Here is a 20,629-nt window from a genome sequence, read left to right as displayed (position 1 = left end):
GCCTTTTTGCTGGGCAAATGGATTGTTGACCTTTGACCCTCATCACCCCACCTTTGATGGGGGAGGATTCCAGCCATGTGCCAGATATTCGCCGGACAAGACCCAAGCCGCTATGAATCCGTGACGCGCCGCCTGCGCCTGAACGGGCAATCCACCTCGATCCGGTTGGAGCGCGCCTTCTGGCGGATTCTGGACCAGATCGCGGTACGGGAAGGGGTTTCAACCCCTGCCTTTCTGTCAAAGCTTCATTCTGAAGTGCTGGAACAACAGGGTGAAGTGACCAATTTCACCTCGCTTCTGCGCTGTGCCTGCACGATCCACCTGGGTGAATTGGAACAGATCGGGCAGGACCCAACGGCCCGGATCGCGGCCGAGTAAAAATCCGGCTGTAGTAGCGGACTACTACCCGCGCCAGAATTGGTTCTTTAACCTTACCAAAACTACCAAGGTTCTGGAGGGTTCATGGCCAAGGCAATTCATTCGATGATCCGCGTGCTGGAAGAGGCGCGTTCGGTCGCATTCTACGAGTCCGCCTTCGGCCTGAAGGTCGCGGATCGGCTCGACTTTGACAGCTTCACGCTGATCTACCTCTCCAATCCCGAAAGCAGCTTTGAACTTGAACTGACGGTCAACAAGGGCCGGACCGAGCCTTACAACCTCGGTGATGGCTATGGCCACCTTGCCGTCTCGGTCGAGGATGTCGAGGCCGAGCATGCCCGCCTGACCGAGGCCGGGCTTGCCCCGCGCAGGCTGGTGGATTTCCGCAACGGCGATGTGTCCGTGGCCAAGTTCTTCTTCATTGCAGACCCCGACGGTTACCAGATCGAGGTTCTGCAACGGGGCGGCCGCTTCCTCTGAAGCCTGCCCTGAAACCTGTTTCGAGTCTTAGGGAGGAGACGATGAAACACAGCCGGGAACTGAAAAGACCCGTAAGCCCGCAGATGGCGGGACTGACCCGTCGTGCGCTTCTTGCCCGTGCCGTTGCCGCAGGCAGCATGGCCGTGATCGGGACGGGCTTCATCGCCGCCCCGGACGCGGCCTGGGCGGTCGAGGTGACGGTGATCACGCCTGAGCAGATGGCCACGCTGGTGCAAATGGCGCGCGACATCTACCCGCATGACCGCCTAGCCGACCGCTTCTATGCCGTTGCGGTCAAGGGCTATGACGATGCGGCGCAGCAGGCGCTGGTCGCCGAGGGCGTTGCCGCGCTGGATGCGGCCGCCAAGGCGCAGGGCCATGCGAACTATGTCTCGATCGGCTGGGAGGACGATCGGGTCAAGGTTCTGCAGGCCATCGAAAGCACCCCCTTCTTCCAGACGGTCCGGGCCGGGCTGGTGACGGGTCTCTACAATCAGAAAGAGATCTGGCCGCTCTTTGGCTATGAGGGCGAGTCCTTCTCGCAGGGCGGCTATATCGAGCGCGGCTTCAACGACATCGACTGGCTGTGAGGAGCGGGGATCATGGTTGCAAAATTTGACCTCAATGATGACAGCGTGGTCGTGGTCATCGGCACGGGTGCCGGTGGGGGCGTGCTGTCGAATGAACTGGCGCAGCAGGGCGTGAAGGTCGTCGCACTGGAGGCCGGAGGCCGCTATCTGCCCGAGGATTACATCAACGACGAATGGGACAGCTTCGCCCAGCTTGCCTGGACGGATGCCCGCACCACCTCGGGCAGCTGGCGTGTCGCGCGCGATTTCGCGGGGCTTCCCGCCTGGATCGTGAAGGCCGTCGGTGGCACCACCACCCATTGGGCTGGTGCCTCGATCCGCTTTCAGGACCATGAATGGAAGGCGCTGACCACCTATGGCAAGGTCGAGGGCGCCAATCTGCTCGATTGGCCGATCGATGCTGCGGAAATGGCGCCTTGGTATGAAAAGGCCGAAACCAAGCTGGGCGTTACGCGCACTGGCGACCGTGCGGGCCTGCCGGGGAACAACAACTTCAAGGTCTTCGAGAAGGGCGCCAAGGCGGTCGGCTATTCCGAGGTCCACACCGGCCGCATGGCGATCAACTCGCGCGATTATGACGACCGGATGGCCTGCCAGCAGACCGGCTTCTGTTTCCAGGGCTGCAAATGGGGCGCGAAATGGTCGGCCGCCTATACCGACATTCCGCGGGGCGAGGCGACCGGCAATCTTGAGGTGCGCGAGCGGTCGCATGTCGCGCGCATCCTGCACAATGATCAGGGCAAGGTGACGGGGGTCGAATATTTCGACAAGGACGGCAATCTGCAGATGCAGAAGGCGCGCATCGTCTGTGTGGCGGGCAACAGCTTTGAAAGCCCGCGGCTCTTGCTCAACTCGGCCTCGTCGATGTTCCCGAACGGGCTGGCGAACAGCTCGGGCATGGTGGGCAAGAACTACATGCGCCACACCACCGGGTCCGTCTATGCGATCTTCGACAAGCCGGTCCGCATGTGGCGCGGCACCACCATGGCCGGGATCATGCAGGATGAAGCGCGGCACGATCCGTCGCGTGGATTCGTCGGCGGGTATGAGCTTGAGACGCTCAGCCTTGGCCTGCCGTTCATGGCGGCTTTCCTCAACCCCGGTGCTTGGGGGCGCAGCTTCACCACCGCGCTTGACAGCTATGAAAACATGGCGGGGATGTGGATCGTGGGCGAGGACATGCCACAGCTGACCAATGGCGTGACCCTGTCCGATACCAAAGATCAGTTCGGCCTGCCGGTGGCCAACGTCAACTTCGATGACCATCCGAATGACATCGCCATGCGTAACCACGCATATCAGCGTGGCATCGCGATCTATGAAGCCGTGGGCGCCACCCGCACGATGCCGACGACGCCCTATCCTTCGACGCATAACCTCGGCACCAACCGCATGTCGGAAAAACCCGAGGACGGCGTCGTCAACAAATGGGGCCAGTCGCATGACATTGCGAATCTCTTCGTCTCGGACGGGTCGCAGTTCACCACGGGCGCGGCAGAGAACCCGACCCTGACCATCGTGGCGCTGGCTATCCGTCAGGCGGATCATATCGCACGGGAAATGTCGGCCGGAAACATCTGATCGGGCCTGCCTCGCCTAGCCCCCATCCGCTGCGGCGGGTGGGGGGTTTGCCATTTGTGGCAGGGCAGGGGGCTTTCCCGCGGAAGGATGAAGATTCCCGCATCGAATTTCACGGTTGCCCCTTGATTTCCCCCGCGCCGTGAAATACCCACCGCTCAGGCCTAGGGGTATAGCTCAGTTGGTAGAGCATCGGTCTCCAAAACCGAGGGTCGCGGGTTCGAGTCCTGCTGCCCCTGCCAGGCCCTCTCCACACAGCGCAACGTGATGATCGGAACGCCGTAAGGCTTTTCTGCGATCTGGCGTCTAGTGCTTGAATTCCGTTTCGCGACAGCGTATCTCCGCCCCCTGAAATGGCGCGCGGCGCATTGGCAGGACAATAAGACATGGCGAAGGTCACCCCCCTCCAGTTCATCCAGCAGGTGCGTACCGAGGTGGGCAAGGTTCACTGGCCCTCGCGCCGTGAAGTGATGCTGACCACCGTGATGGTGTTCATCATGGCGGCGCTGACCTCGACCTTCTTCAGCCTCGTGGATCTGGGCATCCGTTCGGGCCTGTCGGTGATCGTTGGCGGCTTCGGCGGCTGAGTGCCGCCAAGGCAAGCGACGTTGATTTTCCTTGAATTGATGGGCTATGCGGGCTATCCCCTGCCCAACGATCAGGAAACCGGCGCGTGGCGATTCGAGCTGCGCGCTGTTTTTTGTTCCTCGCGGGGGTAAATTTTCCCCGAACTAGCAGAATTTCCGCCACGCGCTGTCGTGGCGACCAGGGTGAAGGCGGCAAGATGGCCAAGCGGTGGTATTCGGTGAGCGTCCTCTCGAACTTCGAGAAGAAAGTCGCCGAGCAGATCAGGCAAGCCGTGGCCGAGAATGGCCTCGAGGATGAGATCGAAGAGGTTCTCGTCCCGACTGAAGAGGTCATCGAGGTTCGCCGCGGCAAGAAGGTCAGCAGCGAGCGCCGGTTCATGCCGGGCTATGTGCTGGTGCGGATGGAGATGACGAATCGGGGTTATCACCTGATTTCGTCGATCAACCGGGTGACCGGGTTCCTTGGTCCTCAGGGCAAGCCGATGCCGATGCGCGATTCCGAAGTGAACGCCATCCTGAACCGCGTCGAAGAAGGGCAGGAAGCGCCGCGCACCCTGATCCGCTTCGAGGTGGGCGAAAAGGTCAAAGTCACCGACGGCCCGTTCGAAGGCTTCGATGGCATGGTCGAGGGTGTGGACGAAGAGCACAGCCGCCTGAAGGTGACGGTGTCGATCTTCGGTCGCGCGACCCCGGTCGAACTGGAATTCACCCAGGTTTCGAAAGAGATCTGAGTGCTTCGCGTGGGAGGCGAGGGGGCAGCCCCGGACCGGACCACTAAACCAAGTGTCGCATGACACGGTGAGATAGGAGACGGCCAGATGGCCAAGAAAGTTATCGGCAGCCTCAAGCTGCAAGTGAAGGCCCAGCAGGCCAACCCGTCGCCGCCGGTCGGCCCCGCGCTGGGTCAGCGCGGCCTGAACATCATGGCCTTCGTGAAAGAATTCAACGCCAAGTCGGCTGAATTCGCTCCGGGCACCCCGGTGCCGGTCGTGATCACCTACTACCAGGACAAGTCGTTCAGCCTTGACCTGAAAACCCCGCCGGCCTCGTTCCTGCTGAAAACCGCTGCGGGCCTGCCGCCGGTTGGCAAGCGGAACCGTCCGAAAGGTTCGACCAAGCCGGGCCGTGAAGTGGCTGGCAAGGTGACCGCGGCGCAGATCCGCCAGATCGCCGAAACGAAGATGAAAGACCTGAACGCGAACTCGATTGAGGCCGCGATGCAGATCATCCTCGGCTCGGCCAAGTCCTGCGGCATCGAAGTGAAGGGCTGAGACCATGGCGAAACTTGCTAAACGCACCAAAGCCGCCCGCGAAGCCTTTGCTGGCAAAGAGCTGATCTCGGTCGAAGACGCCGTCAAGCTGATCAAGTCGGCGGCCTCGGCCAAGTTCGACGAGACGCTGGAAATCGCGATGAACCTGGGCGTTGACCCGCGTCACGCCGACCAGATGGTCCGTGGTGTTGTCCAGCTGCCGAACGGCACCGGCAAGACCGTGCGCGTCGCCGTGTTCGCCCGTGGCGCCAAGGCTGATGAAGCCAAGGCCGCTGGTGCGGATATCGTCGGTGCCGAAGACCTGATGGAAACCATCCAGTCGGGCAAGATCGAGTTCGATCGCTGCATCGCGACCCCGGACATGATGCCGCTCGTCGGCCGTCTCGGCAAAATCCTCGGCCCGCGCAACCTGATGCCGAACCCGAAGGTCGGCACGGTGACGATGGACGTGAAAACGGCTGTCGAAGCTGCTAAGGGCGGTGAAGTGCAGTTCAAGGTTGAAAAAGCTGGCGTCATTCACGCTGGTATCGGCAAAGTGTCGTTCGATGAGGCCAAGCTGGCCGAAAACGTCCGCGCTTTCGTGGATGCCGTGACCCGCGCCAAGCCGTCTGGTGCCAAGGGCGCCTACGTGAAGAAAGTGTCGCTGTCGTCGACCATGGGTCCGGGCGTCTCGCTCGACCTCGCGTCGGCCTCGGGCAACTGAGGCTGACGGGCGGGGAAACCCGCCCACGAATTTCCCTCGGAGACGGGGGAATGGCAGGGCGGCAACGCCCTGTCCTGTCCGAGACGGTGGGTGGCGCGCAAACGCCTTAATGTCCTGCCTGAGATGGGGATCGAGATTGAAGAGCGCCCTCGGGTGATCTTGGATCGGGAACCCCTCGCGGACCCGAACGCCCCTGCAAGGGGGCACATAAGAGCCGGGGGGAAACCCCCAAACTTGGAGTGAAACTGTGGATAGAGCCCAGAAAGAGAAAGTGGTCGAGGAACTCGGCCAGATCTTCGCAAGCTCTGGCGTGGTTGTGGTTGCACACTACGCAGGTATCACGGTTGCCGAGATGCAGGACCTTCGCGCACAAATGCGTGCCGTCGGTGGGTCCGTTCGCGTTGCCAAGAACAAGCTCGCCAAGATCGCCCTGGAAGGGCACCCCGCTGCAAAGATGGGTGACCTGCTCACGGGCATGACCGTGCTGTCCTACTCGGAAGACCCCGTCGCTGCGGCGAAGGTCTGCGAGGCCTATGCCAAGAAGAACGACAAGTTCGTTCTGCTGGGCGGGGCAATGGGCGACACGGTTCTGGACCAGGCCGGTGTCAAAGCCGTGGCCGCCATGCCGTCGCGCGAAGAGCTTATCGCTCAGATCGTGTCCTGCATCGGCGCCCCCGCTTCGAGCATCGCTGGTGCCATCGGCGCGCCTGCTTCGAACATCGCTGGCATCCTCAAAACCATCGAGGAAAAGGCTGCGGCCTGATCCTCGGGATACTTTGCGTGGGTCGATCCAATCTCGTTGGAACCCATCTCAACTGAACGGAAGTGTAAAATGGCTGATCTCAAAGCTCTCGCCGAACAAATCGTCGGTCTGACCCTGCTGCAAGCGCAGGAACTGAAGAACATCCTGAAGGATGAATATGGCATCGAGCCGGCTGCTGGCGGCGCTGTAATGGTTGCTGGCCCGGCTGCTGCCGCTGCTCCGGCTGAAGAAGAAAAGACCGAATTCGACGTCGTTCTGACCGACGCCGGCGCCAACAAGATCAACGTGATCAAAGAAGTGCGCGGCATCACCGGTCTGGGCCTCAAAGAAGCCAAAGACCTCGTCGAAGCTGGCGGCAAGGTGAAAGAGGCTGTCTCGAAAGCCGACGCCGAAGCGATGAAGAAGAAGCTCGAAGAGGCTGGCGCCAAGGTCGAGCTGAAGTAATCTGATCGATGCCCTTGGCATCGTAAAGGTTAAGGGATTGGCTGGGTCCGACCTCTGTCGGGCCCAGCCAAACCTGTCTGTAGAACCCGACTTGGAAGCAGCTTCCGCAAGCTTCTTCCCAGGCGCGGTTCGAGGTTCGGGAGCGGCCCTTCGGGAGGGGCCGCATGAATGGAACCTCCCCCCTGATCGCATTCGGCGTGCGCCTGAGCCCCGACAGGCAGCGCGTTGGCGAAACAGAAAGGTGACGATGAGCATGGCTCAGAGCTACGTTGGCCAGAAGCGGATCCGCCGCTACTTCGGCAAGATCCGTGAAGTCCTTGAGATGCCGAACCTCATCGAGGTTCAGAAATCCTCCTACGACCTGTTCCTGAAATCGGGCGACGGCCCGAAGGCGCTGGACGGCGAGGGCATTCAAGGGGTGTTCCAGTCGGTTTTCCCGATCAAGGATTTCAACGAGACCGCCGTTCTCGAGTTCGTGAAATACGAGCTGGAGAAGCCGAAATACGACGTGGACGAATGCCAGCAGCGCGACATGACCTATGCCGCGCCGCTCAAGGTGACGCTGCGCCTGATCGTGTTTGATGTCGATGAGACCACGGGCGCGCGCTCGGTCAAGGACATCAAGGAACAGGACGTCTACATGGGCGACATGCCCCTGATGACCGCGAACGGCACGTTCATCGTGAACGGCACCGAGCGCGTGATCGTCAGCCAGATGCACCGTTCGCCGGGCGTGTTCTTCGACCACGACAAGGGCAAGACCCATTCCTCTGGGAAACTCCTGTTCGCCTGCCGCATCATCCCGTATCGCGGCAGCTGGCTGGACTTTGAGTTTGACGCCAAGGACATCGTTTTTGCGCGCATTGACCGTCGCCGCAAACTGCCGGTGACCACGCTGCTCTATGCCCTCGGCATGGATCAGGAAGGCATCATGGATGCCTATTACGACACCGTCTGGTTCAAGTATCAGAAGAACAAGGGCTGGGTGACCAAGTTCTTCCCCGAGCGCGTGCGCGGCACCCGGCCGTCGTATGACCTCGTGGATGCAGCCACGGGCGAAGTGATCCTGAAGGCGGGCGAAAAGGCCACGCCGCGTATGGTCAAGAAATGGATCGACGAAGGCCAGATCACCGAGCTTCTGGTGCCCTTCGACCACGTCGTGGGCCGCTATGTGGCGCAGGACCTGATCAACGAAGACACCGGCGAGATCTGGGTTGAAGCCGGCGACGAAGTCACGATGGAATATGATCGTGACGGCGAAGTGAAAGGCGGTACCCTCAAGGTGCTGCTGGATCAGGGCATCACCGAGATCCCGGTGCTGGACATCGACAACGTCAACGTCGGTCCCTACATCCGTAACACCATGGCGGCAGACAAGAACATGGGCCGCGACACCGCGCTCATGGACATCTACCGCGTCATGCGTCCGGGTGAGCCGCCGACCGTCGAGGCCGCCGCGACCCTGTTCGACACGCTGTTCTTCGACAGCGAGCGCTACGACCTTTCGGCCGTGGGGCGCGTGAAGATGAACATGCGTCTGGATCTGGGCAAGCCCGATACCCAGCGCACCCTGGACCGTGAAGACATCGTCGCCTGCATCAAGGCGCTGGTGGAACTGCGTGACGGCAAGGGCGAGATCGACGACATCGACCACCTCGGCAACCGCCGTGTCCGTTCGGTCGGCGAACTGATGGAAAACCAGTATCGCGTCGGCCTGCTCCGCATGGAGCGCGCGATCAAGGAGCGCATGTCCTCGGTCGAGATCGACACGATCATGCCGCAGGACCTGATCAACGCGAAACCGGCCGCGGCTGCGGTGCGTGAATTCTTCGGCTCGTCGCAGCTGTCGCAGTTCATGGACCAGACCAACCCGCTGTCCGAAGTGACGCACAAGCGCCGCCTCTCGGCTCTCGGGCCGGGCGGTCTGACGCGCGAACGTGCGGGCTTTGAGGTGCGCGACGTTCACCCGACCCACTATGGCCGGATGTGCCCGATTGAAACGCCGGAAGGTCAGAACATCGGTCTGATCAACTCGCTGGCGACCTTTGCCCGCGTGAACAAATACGGCTTCATCGAAACCCCCTACCGCAAGGTGGTGGACGGCAAGGTGACGGACGACGTGGTCTACATGTCGGCCACCGAAGAGATGCGCCACACGGTCGCCCAGGCGAACGCGGCGCAGGATGAAGAAGGCCGATTCCTCGACGATCTGATTTCGTCGCGCAAGGCGGGCGAATTCATGCTCAACCCGCCGGATGCGATCGACCTGATCGACGTGTCGCCGAAGCAGCTTGTTTCGGTCGCGGCCTCGCTCATTCCCTTCCTGGAAAATGACGACGCCAACCGCGCGCTGATGGGTTCGAACATGCAGCGTCAGGCCGTGCCGCTGCTGCAATCGGATGCGCCTTTCGTGGGCACGGGGATCGAGGCCGTTGTCGCCCGCGATTCCGGTGCGGCGATCATGGCGCGTCGTGGCGGCATCATCGACCAGGTCGACGCGACCCGTATCGTTGTGCGCGCGACCGAGTTCCTGGAGCCGGGCGAGCCGGGCGTGGACATCTACCGTCTGCGCAAGTTCAAGCGCTCGAACCAGTCGTCCTGCATCAACCAGCGCCCGCTGGTGAAGGTGGGTGACACCGTGATGCGCGGCGAAGTGATTGCCGACGGTCCCTGCACCGACATGGGCGAACTCGCCCTTGGTCGGAACGTGATCGTGGCCTTCATGCCGTGGAACGGCTACAACTATGAAGACTCGATCCTGATTTCGGAACGCATCCTGCGTGATGACGTGTTCACCTCGATTCACATCGAGGAATACGAAGTCGCCGCGCGTGACACCAAGCTCGGCCCGGAAGAGATCACCCGCGACATCCCGAACGTCGGCGAGGAAGCGCTCCGCAACCTCGACGAAGCCGGGATCGTCTATATCGGTGCCGAAGTGCAGCCGGGCGACATTCTGGTGGGCAAGATCACCCCCAAGGGCGAAAGCCCGATGACGCCGGAAGAAAAGCTGCTGCGCGCCATCTTTGGTGAAAAGGCCAGCGACGTGCGCGATACCTCGCTGCGTCTGCCGCCGGGCGCCTATGGCACCATCGTGGAAGTCCGCGTCTTCAACCGTCATGGTGTGGACAAGGATGAACGCGCCCTGCAGATCGAGCGGGAAGAAGTGGAACGCCTGTCGCGCGACCGCGACGACGAGCTGACCATTCTGGAACGCAACATCTATGCCCGTCTGAAGGCACTGATCCTCGGCAAGGTCGCGGTGAAGGGTCCGAAGGGCATCAAGGCCGGATCGACCATCGATGACGAACTGCTGGGCACGCTGTCGCGTGGCCAGTGGTGGCAGCTTGCCGTTGGGGAAGAAGATCTCGCCAAGGAAGTCGAAGCCCTGCATGACCAGTTCGAGGCTCAGCGCCGCGCCCTGGACCTGCGCTTCGAGGACAAGGTCGAGAAAGTCCGCCGTGGCGACGATCTGCCCCCGGGCGTGATGAAGATGGTCAAGGTGTTCGTCGCGGTGAAGCGCAAGCTGCAGCCGGGCGACAAGATGGCCGGTCGTCACGGGAACAAGGGTGTTATCTCGAAGGTTGTCCCGATGGAGGACATGCCCTTCCTTGCCGATGGCACCCCGGTCGATCTCGTGCTGAACCCGCTCGGCGTGCCGTCGCGGATGAACGTCGGTCAGATTCTGGAAACCCACATGGGCTGGGCCGCGCGCGGCTTGGGCCTGAAGATTGACGAGGCTCTGAAAGAGTATCGTCGTTCGGGCGACCTGACCCCGGTCCGTGAGGCGATGCGTCTGGCCTATGGCGACGAGACCTATGAGGCCGCCTTCGGCGACCGCGACGAGACCGAGTTCCTGGAGCTTGCGGGCAACGTCACCCGTGGCGTTCCGATCGCGACCCCGGTCTTCGACGGCGCCAAGGAATCGGACGTGAACGACGCCCTGCGTCGTGCAGGCTTCGACCAGTCGGGCCAGTCGGTCGTGTTTGACGGCCGGACCGGCGAGCAGTTCCAGCGCAAGGTCACTGTAGGCGTGAAATACATGCTCAAGCTGCACCACCTGGTTGACGACAAGCTGCACGCCCGTTCGACCGGGCCGTACTCGCTCGTCACGCAGCAGCCGCTGGGTGGTAAGGCGCAGTTCGGTGGTCAGCGTCTCGGGGAGATGGAGGTCTGGGCTCTGGAAGCTTACGGCGCCGCCTATACTCTGCAGGAAATGCTGACGGTGAAGTCGGACGACGTGGCCGGCCGGACCAAAGTGTACGAGTCGATCGTCAAGGGCGAGGACAACTTCGAAGCCGGCGTGCCGGAGAGCTTCAACGTGCTCGTGAAGGAAGTCCGCGGCCTCGGCCTGAACATGGAACTCCTGGATGCGGAGGAGGAGTGAGGGCGTTCGCGCCCTCCTCAACCGCCCCTACATATAAGGACGCAAGATGAACCAGGAACTCAGCACCAACCCGTTCAATCCGGTCGCCCCGGTGAAGACCTTCGACGAGATCAAGATCTCGCTCGCGTCTCCCGAGCGGATCCTGTCGTGGTCCTACGGCGAGATCAAGAAGCCGGAAACCATCAACTACCGGACGTTCAAACCCGAACGTGACGGTCTGTTCTGCGCGCGTATCTTTGGCCCGATCAAGGATTACGAATGCCTCTGCGGCAAATACAAGCGCATGAAATATCGCGGCGTCGTCTGCGAAAAATGCGGCGTGGAAGTCACGCTGCAGAAGGTCCGCCGCGAGCGGATGGGCCATATCGAACTGGCGGCACCCGTCGCGCATATCTGGTTCCTGAAATCGCTGCCCAGCCGCATCGGTCTGATGCTGGACATGACGCTGCGGGATCTGGAGCGGATTCTCTACTTCGAAAACTATGTCGTCATCGAGCCGGGTCTGACCGACCTGACCTATGGCCAGCTGATGACCGAGGAAGAATTCCTCGACGCGCAGGATCAGTATGGCGCTGACGCCTTCACCGCCAATATCGGCGCTGAAGCCATCCGCGAGATGCTGTCGAACATCGACCTCGAGCAGACCGCCGATCAGCTGCGTGAAGACCTGAAGGAAGCTACGGGCGAACTGAAGCCGAAGAAGATCATCAAGCGGCTGAAGATCGTCGAGTCGTTCCTGGAATCGGGCAACCGTCCGGAATGGATGATCCTGACCGTTCTTCCGGTGATCCCGCCGGAACTGCGTCCGCTGGTGCCGCTGGACGGGGGCCGTTTCGCGACCTCTGACCTGAACGATCTCTATCGTCGCGTCATCAACCGGAACAACCGTCTGAAGCGGCTGATCGAACTGCGTGCGCCCGATATCATCGTGCGTAACGAAAAGCGCATGCTGCAGGAAGCTGTGGACGCGCTGTTCGACAACGGCCGCCGTGGCCGCGTGATCACGGGCACCAACAAGCGCCCGCTGAAATCGCTGTCCGACATGCTGAAAGGCAAGCAGGGCCGCTTCCGTCAGAACCTTCTGGGTAAGCGCGTCGACTTCTCGGGTCGTTCGGTCATCGTGACCGGCCCGGAATTGAAGCTGCACCAGTGCGGTCTGCCGAAGAAGATGGCGCTCGAACTGTTCAAGCCCTTCATCTATTCGCGTCTGGAGGCCAAGGGTCTGTCCAGCACCGTGAAACAGGCGAAGAAGCTGGTCGAAAAAGAGCGTCCCGAGGTGTGGGACATCCTCGATGAGGTGATCCGCGAACACCCGGTTCTGCTGAACCGTGCGCCGACGCTGCACCGTCTGGGCATCCAGGCGTTCGAGCCGATCCTGATCGAAGGCAAGGCGATCCAGCTGCACCCGCTCGTCTGCTCTGCTTTCAACGCCGACTTCGACGGCGACCAGATGGCCGTTCACGTGCCGCTCTCGCTGGAAGCCCAGTTGGAAGCGCGCGTCCTGATGATGTCGACGAACAACGTTCTGTCGCCCGCCAACGGCGCGCCGATCATCGTTCCGTCGCAGGACATGGTTCTGGGCCTCTACTACACCACCATGGAACGCAAGGGCATGGTGGGTGAGGGCATGGCCTTCGCCGACATCGAGGAAGTGGAACACGCGCTGGCTGCCGGCGCGGTTCATCTGCATGCCCGCATCAAGGCCCGCCTCAAGCAGGTCGATGATGAGGGCAATATCGTCTGGAAGCGCTACGAGACGACCCCCGGCCGTCTGCGTCTGGGCAACCTGCTGCCGCTGAACGCCAAAGCACCTTTCGAGCTGGTGAACCGCCTGCTGCGTAAGAAAGACGTGCAGACCGTCATCGACACCGTCTACCGCTACTGCGGCCAGAAAGAGTCGGTGATCTTCTGTGACCAGATCATGGGGCTGGGCTTCCGCGAAGCGTTCAAGGCCGGGATTTCCTTCGGCAAGGACGACATGGTCATCCCGGACAGCAAGTGGTCCATCGTCAACGAGGTCAAAGACCAGGTTGCCGGCTTCGAGCAGCAGTATCTGGATGGTCTGATCACCCAGGGCGAGAAGTACAACAAGGTCGTCGATGCCTGGTCGAAGTGCAACGACAAGGTGACCGAGGCCATGATGCAGACCATCTCGGCCGCCAAGTTTGACGACAATGGCGCCGAGAAAGAGCTGAACTCGGTCTATATGATGGCGCACTCCGGGGCCCGGGGTTCGGTCACGCAGATGAAACAGCTGGGCGCGATGCGCGGCCTGATGGCCAAGCCGAACGGCGAGATCATCGAGACGCCGATCATCTCGAACTTCAAGGAAGGTCTGACCGTTCTTGAATACTTCAACTCGACCCACGGCGCCCGGAAGGGTCTGTCGGATACCGCGTTGAAGACGGCGAACTCGGGTTACCTGACCCGTCGTCTGGTGGACGTCGCGCAGGATTGCATCGTGCGTCTGCCTGATTGCGGCACCGATCGTGCGATCAAGGTCAGCGCCGCCGTCAAGGACGGCGAGATGGTGGCCTCGATCGCCGAGCGCGCGCTGGGTCGTGTCGCGGCCGATGACATCCTGGTGCCCGGCACCGAAGAGGTCATCGTCAAGGCTGGCGAGATCATCGACGAACGCAAGGCCGACGCCATGAACACCCATGGTGTTCAGGAAGCCCGCATCCGCAGCCCGCTGACCTGCGACGCGGAAGAGGGTGTTTGCGCCGCGTGCTATGGCCGTGACCTCGCGCGTGGTACGCTGGTGAACATCGGCGAAGCGGTCGGCATCATCGCCGCCCAGTCGATCGGTGAACCCGGCACGCAGCTGACCATGCGGACCTTCCACATCGGCGGCGTGGCCCAGGGTGGCCAGCAGTCGTTCCTGGAAGCGTCGCAGGAAGGCAAGATCGAGTTCCGCAACGCCAACCTTCTGTCGAACGCGAATGGCGACCAGATCGTCATGGGCCGGAACATGGCCATCGCGATCATCGACGAGACGGGGGCCGAGCGTGCCGTCCACAAGGTGGGCTACGGTGCCAAGGTTCACGTCAAGGAAGGCCAGGCGGTCAAGCGTGGCGCCAAGCTCTTCGAATGGGACCCCTTCACCCTTCCGATCATCGCCGAAAAGGCGGGTATTGCGAAGTTCGTGGACCTCATCTCGGGGATCTCGGTCCGCGAGGACACCGACGATGCCACCGGCATGACGCAGAAGATCGTGTCCGACTGGCGTTCGGCGCCGAAGGGTTCGGATCTGAAGCCCGAGATCATCATCATGAACCCGGAAACGGGTGAGCCGATGCGCAATGATCAGGGCAACCCGATCTCTTACCCGATGTCGGTCGACGCCATTCTGTCGATCGAAGACGGCCAAGAGATGAAGGCCGGTGACGTGGTGGCGCGTATTCCGCGCGAAGGTGCCAAGACCAAGGACATCACCGGGGGTCTTCCCCGCGTGGCGGAACTGTTCGAAGCCCGTCGTCCGAAGGATCACGCGATCATCGCCGAGACCGATGGCTATGTGCGCTTCGGCAAGGACTACAAGTCCAAGCGCCGCATCACCATCGAGCCGGTGGACGAAACGCTGCAGACGATGGAATACATGATCCCGAAAGGGAAACATATTCCGGTCCAGGAAGGCGATTTCGTCCAGAAGGGCGACTACATCATGGACGGCAACCCCGCGCCGCATGACATCCTGCGTATCATGGGTGTCGAGGCGCTGGCCAACTACATGATCGACGAAGTGCAGGACGTGTATCGACTGCAAGGCGTGCGGATCAACGACAAGCACATCGAAGTGATCGTGCGTCAGATGCTCCAGAAATACGAGATTCTGGACTCGGGCGAGACGACGCTGCTGAAGGGTGAGCATGTCGACAAGGCCGAGCTGGACGAGATGAACGACAAAGCCCGCGCCCATGGTCTGCGTGAGGCTTCGGCAGAACCGATCCTGCTCGGGATCACCAAGGCGTCGCTGCAGACCCGGTCGTTCATTTCGGCCGCGTCCTTCCAGGAAACGACCCGCGTGCTGACCGAGGCTTCGGTTCAGGGCAAACGCGACAAGCTGGTCGGCCTGAAAGAGAACGTCATCGTGGGTCGTCTGATCCCGGCCGGCACCGGTGGTGCCACCAGCCGCGTGAAGAAGATCGCGCATGACCGCGACCATGTGGTGATCGAGGCCCGCCGCACCGAAGCCGCCGCCGTTCTGGCTGCCCCCGGCTTCGAGGCGACTGAGGTCGAGACCGGCACCGTCGAGAGCCGCGATTGAGATCTGTCCTGACCGGACAGGAAACGGCCCCCGCCCCCGTGGCGGGGGCTGTTTCGTTTTGACAGGGCGCGGCGGGGGCGCGATGGTGACCGGGGGCGCAGGAGGCAGAAAGTGAAGCCGGGTATCCGCAATCAGATCATCGGGATGATGCGTTTTTCCTATCCGTCCGAGGGGGGCTTCCTGAAAGGCGGGCAGGGCGAAGATCCGGCTTTCGAGGCGCGGCTCTATGCGCCCGACCGGCTGGAGCGGCGCTTCCGGATGTTCGAAAAGCTCGCATTACCGTCCCTTCTGGCGCAGACGGATGATGATTTCCGCATGGTTTTTCTGATCGGGCGCAGCCTGCCCGATCTCTGGCGCGACCGCCTGACCGACCTCATCGCCCCCCTGCGGGGCGCGCGCGTCGTCGCCCTGCCATCCATGCCGCATTACAAGGCCATCCGCCGGGCCTTTGCCATGGCCTTGTCCGACACGGCGACCCATGTGACCGGATTCCGGCTGGATGATGACGATGCGCTGGACCGGGATCACATCGCGCGGATGCGGCAGGTGGTGGGGGCCTTGCTGCCGATCTCGGGGTTGGATCTGCCGCTGGTGACGGGCTGCAATCGCGGGTTCTTTCTGGAGTTGCGCGCCGATGGAAACCGCCTGTTGGCTGCGAATGAAAAGAACCCCGGGGCACAGGGCCTGGCCATGACCACCCCGGCGCAGGTCAGTGAAAACATCTTCCGCCGCAACCACCGCTTCGCGAGCCAGTTTTACAATACCTTCACCGATGCCAATCAGATCGGCTTCATCCGCACCGTCCACATGGACAATGACAGCGATCCCCATGCCACCGGAAGCATTGAACCGATGGAATGGGACGCTGCGGCCCCTTTGATTGCCCAGCATTTTCCGTTCACCGCAGAGATGCTTCAGACGCTCTGATCTGCGGCAGAGCCATCCGGGGACAGACCTTTCATGTCAGACAATCGACGCGGCGCGATCCTGATGAATGTCGCAATGCTGGCGTTCACGCTGAACGACACCTGCATGAAGCTGGTCACGACGACCCTGCCGCTGTTTCAGGCCATCACCCTGCGCGGGGTGCTGACCACGGCGGCATTGCTGATCCTTGCCCGCTGGCAGGGTGTGGCGCTCTGGCCCCCGGTTGCACGTGACCGGCGCATTGTTGCCCTGCGCAGCGGTGCCGAGGTTCTGGCGACCGTCACCTTTCTGGTCGCGCTGACGCAGATGCCGCTGGCCAACCTGTCGGCGCTGATGCAATCGCTGCCGCTTGCTGTCACCCTGGCGGCGGTCGTCTTTCTGCGCGACCCGATTGGCTGGCGCCGGATGGTTGCGATCATGATCGGCTTTGCCGGTGTGCTGCTGATCATCAAGCCGGGGGCCGAGGGGTTTGACCGCTGGTCGCTGCTGGGGCTGGCCTCGGTGCTCTGCGTGGTGGTCCGGGATCTGAGCACCCGTGCCATCGGGGCGACGGTGTCGTCCACGACCGTTGCCGTCTGGGCAGGGGTTGCGGTCACACTGCTGGGATTGGTGGGATCGATCTGGCAAGGATGGCAACCCGTCGAGGGCGCCGAGGCCGGATTGATCTTCCTGGCGGCTGCAAACCTGATTGTGGGATATCTGACTGTTGTGATGACCATGCGGGTGGGGGATGTGGGCTTCGTTGCCCCTTTCCGCTATATGGCGCTACTTTGGGCAATCGTGCTTGGTTTCGCAGTTTTCGGGGCTTGGCCAGACCTCCTGACACTGATCGGGGCCTTGATTGTGGTCGCGACGGGGATTTTCACCTTTCTACGCGGCCGGGCGGCAGCGCGCCCGTGACGCAGCCTTTGCATACCGTCGTTGAATTGATGCCTTAATCAGGCGATAGCATCAGGCCATGACGCTTGTTTCCGTGCCCAGTTCGCCCAATCCCGCGCGCCGGTTGATCCGTCTCTGCGCCCTGTTCTGTCTTGAGCTGCTGCTTCTGGCGGCGGCCTATCAGTTCTTTGTGGTCATCGAATGCCATCTGACCGACGTGAACGGGGCCTGCCGCTTTCTGCGTAGCCTTGTGGCCCGGGCTTTGGTGGTGTTTGCGGTGGGGGGGCTTCTGCTCTGGGCCATGCCGATGCTGCGCCACGCTGTCTTGCGGGCTGCGGGGCAGCGGGCTGGGGCGCTCTGGCCCGGGGTTCACGCTGTCGGGCTTGTCTTGCTTGTGCTCCCCTTGGCCATGGCGCCGGGGGGGAACCTTGGTGCCGTCTTCGATGTCGCTATCTGGTTCCTCGGGGCAGGGGCGATCCTTGCCGGGGTGGGGGGGGTGATGTGGGTGGCCCCTGCCGCGGGGTGGCGCGACATTGCCCTGGCTGGGCGGGGGATTGCGCCGGGAGCGTTGATCTTAGCCGCCCTTCTGCCCGATATCGCGGATCTGGCGCTTCCACTCTGGAACCTTGATGGCATGTCGGCAGTGACATTTGCCGCCGTCCGGCTGTTTCTGGAAATGTTCGCGACCGATATCCTCATCGATGCCCCGGCCCGGATCATCGGATTTCCCGCATTCAGTGTACATATCGCGCCGCAATGTTCCGGGGTTGAGGGTGTCGCCCTCGTGACAGCCTTCACGCTCATTTATGCGCTGATCTTTCGCGAAAGCTTGCGTCTGTCGCGTCTGTTTCTGGTGGTTCTGCCGGCGGCCGTGCTGTTGAGCCTGCTGTTCAATGTAGTGCGGGTGGGGACGCTGATCCTGATCGGGCGCTATATCTCGCCCGATCTGGCGGTGAATGGATTTCATTCCTATGCGGGCTGGGTGTTCTTCACCCTGCTGGCCTTTGGCATCGTCTGGGGGGTGCAGGTGACGCCGTGGCTGCACCGGACCAACCGCCTCGGTGAGCCGGACATGCCCCTGCGCGACGACCCTGTTGCAGCTTTCGTGATCCCCTTTGTCGCCTTCATGGTCGCGAGCCTGATCACCCATGCCTTTTTTGCCCATCCGGAAATCGGCTATCCCTTGCGCGTCGTGGCCATGGCGGCGGCGCTTTGGCCGTTCCGTCGCTATTATCTGCGCCTCGCCTGGCGTTTTGACCCCGTGGCCTGGACGCTGGGGGCGCTGGTGGGGCTTGGCTGGCTGCTGTTTGATCAAGGCGACCCCGAGGCCGGAATGGCCATGGCTGTTGCCATCGGTGCGCTGCCCAAGGTCTATATCCTGTTCTGGGTCATTGTGCGTCTGATCGGGACGGTGGCCTTCGTGCCCTTTGTGGAAGAGCTGTTCTTCCGCGGCTATCTGCTGACCCGGTTTACGGACCGGGGTGCGGCCGGCGCTTGGGTGGCCTTGGCCCTCTCGACCCTGTGCTTTGCCGCGCTCCATGGCCGCTGGATCAGCGCCGGAGTGGCCGGGTTGCTTTTTGCCCTGATTGCCTGGCGTCGGGGCGGTGTGACCTCGGCCATCCAGGCCCATGTCGCGGCCAATCTTGTGGTGGCGGTCTGGGCCTATGCCGTCAGTGATTTCAGCAAGATATGAAGAAGGCGGGTCAACGCCGTTGCGTTGCCCGCCCCCTATCGAACCTGGATCGTAGATCAGCGCGCGCGGCGGCGGCGTTCCCAGACCAGCAGCATGGCCGCAGCGACGGCGGCAACCGCCAGCAGACCGGCCGAAGCGTCGATTTCGGGAACCGAGGCCGACCCGGTCGAGCCGCCCGAGCCGCTGCCCGAACCAAAACAGTTCCACAGGGTGAAGATCGAGCAGGTGCCACCGCTGTAGGTTTGCGCAAGCGCGGACCCGGCCGATGCCCCAAGGACAGCAGCGGTCGCACCAAAAGTTTTAAGGAGGGCTTTCATCACGATCTCCAGAGAATTCGATACTGACATAAGAATGCCAGACCGCCGCCGATGAGGCCAGAAAATTCCCCGAAAATGCCACAATTCATTTGCGTCTGGTGCCAGATTCCATGACCCAATTCGCCCTTGGCGGGCGCATTGTTTCCGTAGCGGCATCTGTTGGTCTCGCCGCCCCGTTGCCAATCCGAATCAGTTGTGGCAAACGATCCCCTCGCGGCATTGGTCTGCCGGGGTGCCCAAGCGCCCCGTCGTGTTGACAAGCTGCGCGACTCCCCCTATACGGCCCCCACCTCGAACTGCGTCCTGCGCAGGGCGGGGTTCAGATTGGATGTGGTCACGATCCGGGCCAAAAGCCCCGATCCTCTGGAAATTCCGCCGCGTCGATCCCGCCCGGGACAGATGCGGTTTTCGTGTTTTGCGGACGCGCGAGGCACATATCGAAGACATGCCCCCGGAAACGCCGTTGACGAGCGGTGATTGAACGGGTTGCAAGATAGAGGCTAGTTTAATGCCGACGATCCAACAGCTGATCCGCAAGCCGCGGGAAGCGAAAGTGCGCCGGTCCAAGTCGCAGCACTTGGAATCCTGCCCGCAGAAGCGTGGTGTTTGCACCCGCGTCTACACCACGACCCCGAAGAAGCCGAACTCCGCTATGCGTAAGGTCGCCAAGGTGCGCCTGACCAACGGGTTCGAGGTCATCAGCTACATTCCCGGCGAAAAGCACAACCTGCAGGAACACTCGGTGGTTCTGATCCGTGGCGGCCGCGTGAAAGACCTTCCCGGTGTGCGTTACCACATCCTGCGCGGCGTTCTGGATACCCAGGGCGTCAAAGACCGTCGTCAGCGTCGTTCGAAATACGGCGCGAAGCGTCCGAAGTGAGGAACTGAGAGATGTCCCGTCGTCACGCCGCCGAAAAGCGCGAAATTCTCCCCGATGCCAAGTATGGCGATCGGGTTCTGAGCAAGTTCATGAACAACCTGATGGTCGACGGCAAGAAATCGGCCGCCGAATCGATCGTTTATGGCGCTCTTGACCGTATGCAGGCCCGCCTGAAGCGCGAGCCGGTTCAGGCTTTCCACGAAGCCCTGGACAATGTGAAGCCGGCCGTCGAGGTCCGCAGCCGCCGTGTTGGTGGTGCGACCTACCAGGTTCCGGTCGAAGTGCGCACCGAGCGCCGTGAAGCCCTGGCGATCCGCTGGGTCATCACCGCTGCCCGCAAGCGCAACGAGAATACCATGGAAGAACGTCTCGCCGCCGAGCTGGCCGACGCGGTGAACAACCGCGGCACCGCCGTGAAGAAGCGCGAAGACACCCACAAGATGGCCGACGCGAACAAAGCGTTCAGCCATTACCGCTGGTAAGAG

General features: G+C 61.9%; 18 protein-coding genes and 1 tRNA gene. 18 read left to right on the top strand and 1 reads right to left on the bottom strand.

Annotated elements, in window-relative coordinates:
* Positions 1-75: 75 nt before the first annotated feature.
* The 16 genes from IE101_RS10575 to xrtE all read left to right on the top strand — a co-directional run bounded on the left by IE101_RS10575 (position 76) and on the right by xrtE (position 18,947).
* Positions 76-378, top strand: a complete 303-nt coding sequence (locus tag IE101_RS10575) for a ribbon-helix-helix domain-containing protein (RefSeq protein WP_189633795.1) — start codon at positions 76-78, stop codon at positions 376-378.
* 84 nt (positions 379-462) lie between these two features.
* Complete coding sequence (locus tag IE101_RS10570) at positions 463-858, top strand: VOC family protein (RefSeq protein WP_189633794.1); 396 nt, start codon at positions 463-465, stop codon at positions 856-858.
* Between the two features lie 41 nt (positions 859-899).
* Entirely contained in the window at positions 900-1,448 is a 549-nt protein-coding gene (locus IE101_RS10565; protein WP_189633793.1) for a Twin-arginine translocation pathway signal, read from the top strand.
* A gap of 12 nt (positions 1,449-1,460) precedes the next feature.
* Entirely contained in the window at positions 1,461-3,029 is a 1,569-nt protein-coding gene (locus tag IE101_RS10560) for a GMC family oxidoreductase (RefSeq protein ID WP_189633792.1), read from the top strand.
* A gap of 163 nt (positions 3,030-3,192) precedes the next feature.
* Positions 3,193-3,268: transfer RNA gene (locus IE101_RS10555), tRNA-Trp, on the top strand.
* Positions 3,269-3,412: 144 nt separating this feature from the next.
* Entirely contained in the window at positions 3,413-3,613 is a 201-nt protein-coding gene (gene secE / locus IE101_RS10550) for a preprotein translocase subunit SecE (RefSeq protein WP_189633791.1), read from the top strand.
* A 197-nt stretch (positions 3,614-3,810) separates the two neighbouring features.
* Positions 3,811-4,344, top strand: coding sequence for a transcription termination/antitermination protein NusG (gene nusG, locus IE101_RS10545; protein ID WP_189633790.1), 534 nt, complete (start codon positions 3,811-3,813; stop codon positions 4,342-4,344).
* 87 nt (positions 4,345-4,431) lie between these two features.
* On the top strand, positions 4,432-4,884 hold the full coding sequence (rplK, locus tag IE101_RS10540) for a 50S ribosomal protein L11 (RefSeq protein WP_189633789.1): 453 nt from the start codon (positions 4,432-4,434) through the stop codon (positions 4,882-4,884).
* Positions 4,885-4,888: 4 nt separating this feature from the next.
* Positions 4,889-5,587 (top strand): 50S ribosomal protein L1, encoded by a 699-nt coding sequence (rplA, locus tag IE101_RS10535; protein ID WP_189633788.1) that lies wholly within the window; start codon positions 4,889-4,891, stop codon positions 5,585-5,587.
* 247 nt (positions 5,588-5,834) lie between these two features.
* Positions 5,835-6,350 carry a 50S ribosomal protein L10 gene (gene rplJ, locus IE101_RS10530; RefSeq protein WP_189633787.1) on the top strand — a complete coding sequence of 172 codons (516 nt, stop codon included), beginning with the start codon at positions 5,835-5,837 and terminating at the stop codon, positions 6,348-6,350.
* Positions 6,351-6,419: 69 nt separating this feature from the next.
* Positions 6,420-6,794 (top strand): 50S ribosomal protein L7/L12, encoded by a 375-nt coding sequence (gene rplL, locus IE101_RS10525; RefSeq protein WP_189633786.1) that lies wholly within the window; start codon positions 6,420-6,422, stop codon positions 6,792-6,794.
* Positions 6,795-7,047: 253 nt separating this feature from the next.
* The gene (gene rpoB, locus IE101_RS10520) at positions 7,048-11,181 is read left to right on the top strand and encodes a DNA-directed RNA polymerase subunit beta (protein ID WP_189633785.1); all 4,134 of its coding nucleotides are present in this window, start codon (positions 7,048-7,050) and stop codon (positions 11,179-11,181) included.
* A gap of 46 nt (positions 11,182-11,227) precedes the next feature.
* Positions 11,228-15,448: a DNA-directed RNA polymerase subunit beta' gene (gene rpoC, locus IE101_RS10515; protein ID WP_189633784.1), complete on the top strand. Its 4,221-nt coding sequence runs from the start codon at positions 11,228-11,230 to the stop codon at positions 15,446-15,448.
* 111 nt (positions 15,449-15,559) lie between these two features.
* Positions 15,560-16,375, top strand: a complete 816-nt coding sequence (locus IE101_RS10510; RefSeq protein WP_189633783.1) for a glycosyltransferase — start codon at positions 15,560-15,562, stop codon at positions 16,373-16,375.
* Between the two features lie 33 nt (positions 16,376-16,408).
* On the top strand, positions 16,409-17,275 hold the full coding sequence (locus IE101_RS10505) for a DMT family transporter (protein WP_189633782.1): 867 nt from the start codon (positions 16,409-16,411) through the stop codon (positions 17,273-17,275).
* Between the two features lie 58 nt (positions 17,276-17,333).
* Positions 17,334-18,947, top strand: a complete 1,614-nt coding sequence (xrtE, locus tag IE101_RS10500; RefSeq protein ID WP_189633781.1) for an exosortase E/protease, VPEID-CTERM system — start codon at positions 17,334-17,336, stop codon at positions 18,945-18,947.
* Between the two features lie 56 nt (positions 18,948-19,003).
* Here the strand turns inward: xrtE and IE101_RS10495 are convergent, their stop codons facing one another.
* Entirely contained in the window at positions 19,004-19,264 is a 261-nt protein-coding gene (locus IE101_RS10495) for a VPEID-CTERM sorting domain-containing protein (protein ID WP_189633780.1), read from the bottom strand.
* A 508-nt stretch (positions 19,265-19,772) separates the two neighbouring features.
* Between IE101_RS10495 and rpsL the strand changes: the two genes are divergently transcribed.
* The gene (gene rpsL / locus IE101_RS10490) at positions 19,773-20,144 is read left to right on the top strand and encodes a 30S ribosomal protein S12 (protein WP_023667098.1); all 372 of its coding nucleotides are present in this window, start codon (positions 19,773-19,775) and stop codon (positions 20,142-20,144) included.
* An 11-nt stretch (positions 20,145-20,155) separates the two neighbouring features.
* A complete protein-coding gene (gene rpsG / locus IE101_RS10485) occupies positions 20,156-20,626 on the top strand; it encodes a 30S ribosomal protein S7 (protein WP_189633779.1) in 471 nt (156 codons plus the stop codon).
* Positions 20,627-20,629 lie beyond the last annotated feature (3 nt).

The sequence above is a fragment of the Gemmobacter lanyuensis genome, assembly GCF_014652355.1.
In the GTDB taxonomy this organism is placed as follows: domain Bacteria; phylum Pseudomonadota; class Alphaproteobacteria; order Rhodobacterales; family Rhodobacteraceae; genus Gemmobacter; species Gemmobacter lanyuensis.
Note: the sequence above shows the minus strand (reverse complement) of the source record. Positions and strands in the feature narration are given on the sequence as shown.

Coding starts and splice junctions, on each gene's coding strand:
- nusG (WP_189633790.1), top strand. CDS start 3,811: ATGGCCAAGCGGTGGTATTCGGTGAGCGTCCTCTCGAACTTCGAGAAG.
- rpsL (WP_023667098.1), top strand. CDS start 19,773: ATGCCGACGATCCAACAGCTGATCCGCAAGCCGCGGGAAGCGAAAGTG.
- rplK (WP_189633789.1), top strand. CDS start 4,432: ATGGCCAAGAAAGTTATCGGCAGCCTCAAGCTGCAAGTGAAGGCCCAG.
- IE101_RS10570 (WP_189633794.1), top strand. CDS start 463: ATGGCCAAGGCAATTCATTCGATGATCCGCGTGCTGGAAGAGGCGCGT.
- IE101_RS10560 (WP_189633792.1), top strand. CDS start 1,461: ATGGTTGCAAAATTTGACCTCAATGATGACAGCGTGGTCGTGGTCATC.
- rplA (WP_189633788.1), top strand. CDS start 4,889: ATGGCGAAACTTGCTAAACGCACCAAAGCCGCCCGCGAAGCCTTTGCT.
- IE101_RS10495 (WP_189633780.1), bottom strand. CDS start 19,264: ATGAAAGCCCTCCTTAAAACTTTTGGTGCGACCGCTGCTGTCCTTGGG.
- xrtE (WP_189633781.1), top strand. CDS start 17,334: ATGACGCTTGTTTCCGTGCCCAGTTCGCCCAATCCCGCGCGCCGGTTG.
- secE (WP_189633791.1), top strand. CDS start 3,413: ATGGCGAAGGTCACCCCCCTCCAGTTCATCCAGCAGGTGCGTACCGAG.
- IE101_RS10565 (WP_189633793.1), top strand. CDS start 900: ATGAAACACAGCCGGGAACTGAAAAGACCCGTAAGCCCGCAGATGGCG.
- IE101_RS10505 (WP_189633782.1), top strand. CDS start 16,409: ATGTCAGACAATCGACGCGGCGCGATCCTGATGAATGTCGCAATGCTG.
- rplL (WP_189633786.1), top strand. CDS start 6,420: ATGGCTGATCTCAAAGCTCTCGCCGAACAAATCGTCGGTCTGACCCTG.
- IE101_RS10575 (WP_189633795.1), top strand. CDS start 76: ATGTGCCAGATATTCGCCGGACAAGACCCAAGCCGCTATGAATCCGTG.
- rpoC (WP_189633784.1), top strand. CDS start 11,228: ATGAACCAGGAACTCAGCACCAACCCGTTCAATCCGGTCGCCCCGGTG.
- rpsG (WP_189633779.1), top strand. CDS start 20,156: ATGTCCCGTCGTCACGCCGCCGAAAAGCGCGAAATTCTCCCCGATGCC.
- rpoB (WP_189633785.1), top strand. CDS start 7,048: ATGGCTCAGAGCTACGTTGGCCAGAAGCGGATCCGCCGCTACTTCGGC.